Source organism: Pseudomonas sp. 13B_3.2_Bac1, assembly GCF_025466205.1.
GTDB lineage: Bacteria > Pseudomonadota > Gammaproteobacteria > Pseudomonadales > Pseudomonadaceae > Aquipseudomonas > Aquipseudomonas fluorescens_H.
Genome location: NZ_JANLOG010000119.1, coordinates 1 through 4,611 on the forward strand (window position 1 = coordinate 1; position 4,611 = coordinate 4,611).

Genomic DNA, 4,611 nt, shown 5'->3' on the forward strand with positions numbered 1-4,611 from the left:
GACAGCACACACCCCGCCCCCCCCCCCCCCCCCCCCCCCCCCCCCCCCGCTCCCACAGAATAAGGCGGTGTGGCTAGAAGGCATAACGATAGACCGCATTGATATATGTGGTTATATGAAAAATCGCTATGCTGCGGGCCAGATTTTTCCTGTCGTTTTTTCTGGACGTCTTAATGGAATTGGCAAATTTCGGCCTGGTGATTGCCGGGCTGGTGGTGGGTTTTATTGTCGGCATGACCGGTGTCGGCGGTGGTTCCTTGATGACGCCGATCCTGCTGTGGTTCGGCATCAACCCGGCAACAGCGGTGGGCACTGATCTGCTGTACGCAGCCATTACCAAATCCAGTGGCGTGCTGGTGCACAAGAAAAACGACAACATCGACTGGGCCATCACCGGTTGGCTGACCCTCGGCAGCGTGCCAGCGGTGGCGATGACCTTGTGGTTTCTCAGCAGTCTGCACACCGCGCCCGAGGCGATGAACGCGATCATCAAACAAGCCTTGGGTTGGGTGCTGTTCGCCACGGCGCTGGCGATTCTGTTCAAGAAGCGCCTCCTCGAATTCGCCCACAAACGCGCTGGCGGCAACTACAACCCGAGCGGCGCGCGCCTGAATCTGATGACGGTGATCACCGGCCTGATCCTCGGCACCATGGTCGCCCTGACTTCAATCGGCGCCGGCGCCTTGGGCACGGTCGCGCTGTTCATCCTCTACCCGCTGTTGCCGACCCGGCGTCTGGTCGGCACCGAAATCGCCCACGCCGTACCGCTGACCCTCGTTGCGGGTCTGGGCCATGCGAGCATGGGCAACATGGATTGGGGCGTGCTGGGCTTCCTGCTGATGGGTTCGCTGCCGGGCATCTGGCTCGGCAGCCACCTGACCGGGCGCATTTCCGATGAATTGCTGCGCCCGTGCCTGGCGACCATGCTGCTGTTGATCGGCTACAAACTGGCGTTCTGATGTAGGAGCTGCCGCAGGCTGCGATCTTTTGACCTTCAAAATCAAAAGATCGCAGCCTGCGGCAGCTCCTACACTGGGGTATGAATGATGTTGAATTTCATGACGGTCACCGGCAGGTCTTCGTAAACCAGATCCTCGACCACCTCCCATCCCAGCCGCGCATACAGCGACTGCGCCGCGTCGGTGTACAGATACAACTCGGTCACCCCCAACGCCGCCGCTTCATCGACGATCCTGTTGACCAGTTGCGAAGCAATCCCGCGTCCACGCTCTTCGGCTTTCACATAGACGCCCGCCAGCCATGGCGTCAGTTGGGGACGGATCTTCATGTCACTGTCGATCAGCAGCGCGCCACCGAGCAATCTGCCGTCTTCAATGGCCACCACCACGCTGGGAATTGCACCTTTGCCGCAGGCGGCGCGCATCCGTTCGGTGCGGGCTGCAAGGGTGTCGCCGGGACGGAACTCGCCCCATTCCTGGAAATTGAGTTCGGCCAGTTCCTCAATCAAATGCGGGTGATCGCACAGGTAGTCGATGTGCATGGGGTGAACTCCATTTCGTGGGCAGAACGACCACCCTAATGCGCTCACAAAAGGTAATCAAATCCGCGTCACGATTACGCCGATGTGGTTGCGCAATGACGGGGCTGACCTAAGCTTCTGACAAGGCGAAACATATTTGCCGGGCACGACCCCGGAACAATCGCCACGATGCGCAATCATTAGAGCGTGGATATCAAAAGGAGATGCGCATGCTCATCAGGTCACTGACCCTGACACTCTTGCTGGCGATTGCCGGCCCCTTGTTCGCCGCTGACAACGACTCGCCCATAGCCGGGGATATGGGACGGGCCCGACCGCTGATCGTGATCGCACAAAGCACCGTCGACCCGGTGTGGGTGGGGCTGAAAAAATCGCTGGACGATCCGGCGAGCAAGAAAGGTGTGACTGATCGCAGCATCAAGGTCTACACCATCCTCAATATGGCCGGTCAGCTCGATGGCAAAGACCTCGGCCAGCAAGACACCATGGCTTTGCTGCGTTCGCTGAAACTCGGTGCCGGCGCGTACCCGAAAGTGTTCCTGATCGGCAAGGACGGCGAAATCAAACTTTCGGCCTCGGGCGATGAAGCGAAGTCGGTGGACCTGAAGAAAATCTTCGACACGGTTGATGCGCTGCCGGCCAGCGAGAAAGACATCACCGTACCAACGGTCGCCGATACCAAGGCCACTGCCGCCGAACCGGCAGCCAAGAAAGGCGAGAAGGGCGCCAAGCCAACCAAACCCGCGAAACCGAGCAAACCACCGGAAATGCCGGATGATTGACGGCATGGCCTGAATCAAAAAAATGGGCGACCTCTGCAGGGTCGCCCATTTTTATTGCCCGTTTGTGGCGAGGGGATAAATCCCCTCGCCACAGTTTCAATATCAGTCAGTCAGGGCGCTGAATATTTCGTGGGCAATCTTCACCCGTTCCGCATTCGGGTAATTCTTGTTCGCCAGGATCACGATGCCGAGATCCTTCGACGGCACAAACGCCACATAGGCGCCGAAGCCTCCGGTCGCGCCGGTTTTGTTGTAAAGCACGTTGGCCGGTTCAGGCTGTGGCGAGGCCAGCCATTTGACCTTATGCGCTTCCATGGCCATCGGCGTCGAGTTGCCGTTCTGCAATTTATCGAGGCTGATCGGGTAGGCATAACGCTCCCAGCCCAAGCCTTGGGTCATGTCGCCAACGGTGTAGTAACCGGTGTGGGTCGCGGCGATAGCTTTTTGCAGTGGCGCTTCAAGGCTGGCCGGTTTCAGGTTGGCCTCGACATACCGCAGCAGATCCGCAGCACTGGTTTTAATACCGTAGGCTTCGGAATCCAGTGCGCCTGGACTGACCCGAACCGGTTGGTCTTTCTTGTCGTAACCTTGGGCGTAAAGCTTGGCTTCGGACGCGGGCACCTGGATGAAGGTGTGCTTGAGGCCGAGTTTCGGCAGCAGGGTTTCGCTCATCACCTGATCATATGGCTGACCGAGGGTCTTGGCGGCCAGATAACCGAACAGGCCCAGGCTCGGGTTGGAATACAGACGCTGGCTACCGGCCGGGAAGCTCGGTTTCCACTGTTTGTAGTAGCCGAGCATCTTGTCCGCCGAGTCCCACTCGTCAGGGAATTGCAGCGGCAGGCCGCCGGCGCTGTAGGTGCCCAGTTGCAGCACGCTGATGCCATCGAAGGCGCTGCCCTTGAGTTCTGGCCAGATCTGGCTGGCCTTGGTCGACAGGTCCAGTTTACCCGTCGCCTGCGCGTAGCCGGCCAGGGTCGCGGCGAAGGTTTTGCTCACCGAGCCGATTTCGAACAGGGTGTTTTCGCTGACTTTCTGCCCGGTATCCTTGGCGGCGACGCCGTAATTAAAGTAATGCGGCTGGCCGTTGACGGTGATGGCCACAGCGAGGCCGGGGATGTTCTGCTGCTGCATCACCGGGGTGACGGCTTTGTTCACCAGGGCTTGCAGTTGCTCGTCGCTGGGCGTGGCAGCCATGCACGCTGCGGCGCCGAAAAACAGGCCGAATGCGCTGTAGGAAATGACTTTGCTCGGATTGATGAATGACATAAATGAACCACTCTCCATGAGTGTTGAGGGTGTTATCCCGCTAGACTGCGGGCAATCGCAATGTTGGGCAGCTGATCAGCGCCGACAATTTAGGCAGTCTGGCACTCGTCGACAAACGATGATATTTCGCATGAGCCATTAGAAAAATTTGGGACTGGGCATGATTCGACCTCAACTGCCGCTCAATGCACTGCGCGCGTTCGAAGCCTCGGCGCGGCATCTGAGCTTTACCCGCGCCGCTGTGGAATTGTGCGTGACCCAAGCGGCGGTGAGCCATCAAGTCAAAAGCCTTGAAGCGCAGCTCAATGTCACCCTGTTCAAACGCCTGCCCCGTGGGCTGATGCTGACCAGTGAAGGGGAAACCCTGTTGCCGGTGTTGACCACGTCGTTCGATCATATCGCGCAGATGCTCGAGCGGCTGGCCGGCGGTCAGTATCGGGAAATGTTGACCGTGGGCGCCGTAGGAACCTTTGCGGTCGGTTGGCTGCTGCCGCGACTGGCAGACTTCCAGGCGAAACATCCGCTCATAGATTTGCGGCTGTCGACCAACAACAATCGTGTCGACGTCGCCGCTGAGGGGCTGGATTACGCGATTCGTTTTGGCGCCGGAGCGTGGCATGGCATCGAGGCAACGCGTCTGCTCGACGCTCCACTATCGGTACTGTGCGTATCGGAAATTGCCCGGCAGCTGCACACCCCGGGCGATCTGCTGCAACAACGCTTGCTGCGTTCCTATCGCACCGATGAGTGGCCGGAGTGGTTTCACGCCGCAGGCCTGGCCACCCACGCGGCACCGCCGCAGAGCATTGTGTTCGATTCGTCGCTGGCGATGATGGAAGCGGCGCTGCAGGGCAGCGGGGTGGCCTTGGCGCCGCCGCTGATGTTCGCCCGGCAACTGGCGGCGGACGTGATTCGCCAGCCGTTTGCGATTGAAATCACCACCGGCAGTTATTGGCTGACGCGCTTGCAGTCGCGGCCGGAGACGGCAGCGATGACTGCGTTCAAAAACTGGCTGCTACAAATCTCTGCCTGATACAAATCCCCCCCTGTGGGAGCGGG

The 4,611-nt window shown here is 59.5% G+C and carries 5 protein-coding genes; 3 read left to right on the plus strand and 2 right to left on the minus strand.

Annotation, left to right across the window (positions count from 1 at the left end; all coding sequences use genetic code 11):
* Positions 1–173 precede the first annotated feature (173 nt).
* Positions 174–959, plus strand: coding sequence for a sulfite exporter TauE/SafE family protein (locus NTD85_RS20540; RefSeq protein WP_103484127.1), 786 nt, complete (start codon positions 174–176; stop codon positions 957–959).
* 68 nt (positions 960–1,027) lie between these two features.
* Here the strand turns inward: NTD85_RS20540 and NTD85_RS20545 are convergent, their stop codons facing one another.
* Positions 1,028–1,501, minus strand: a complete 474-nt coding sequence (locus NTD85_RS20545; RefSeq protein WP_262143066.1) for a GNAT family N-acetyltransferase — start codon at positions 1,499–1,501, stop codon at positions 1,028–1,030.
* 209 nt (positions 1,502–1,710) lie between these two features.
* On the opposite strand from NTD85_RS20545, the gene NTD85_RS20550 reads away from it, so the two are divergent.
* Positions 1,711–2,283 (plus strand): DUF4174 domain-containing protein, encoded by a 573-nt coding sequence (locus tag NTD85_RS20550; RefSeq protein ID WP_262143067.1) that lies wholly within the window; start codon positions 1,711–1,713, stop codon positions 2,281–2,283.
* Positions 2,284–2,385: 102 nt separating this feature from the next.
* Here NTD85_RS20550 and ampC read toward each other — a convergent pair whose 3' ends face one another.
* Complete coding sequence (gene ampC, locus NTD85_RS20555; protein ID WP_262143068.1) at positions 2,386–3,552, minus strand: class C beta-lactamase; 1,167 nt, start codon at positions 3,550–3,552, stop codon at positions 2,386–2,388.
* A 160-nt stretch (positions 3,553–3,712) separates the two neighbouring features.
* Here ampC and NTD85_RS20560 point away from each other — a divergent pair, with 160 nt between their 5' ends.
* Entirely contained in the window at positions 3,713–4,585 is an 873-nt protein-coding gene (locus NTD85_RS20560; RefSeq protein WP_262143069.1) for a LysR family transcriptional regulator, read from the plus strand.
* The last annotated feature ends 26 nt before the right edge of the window (positions 4,586–4,611 follow it).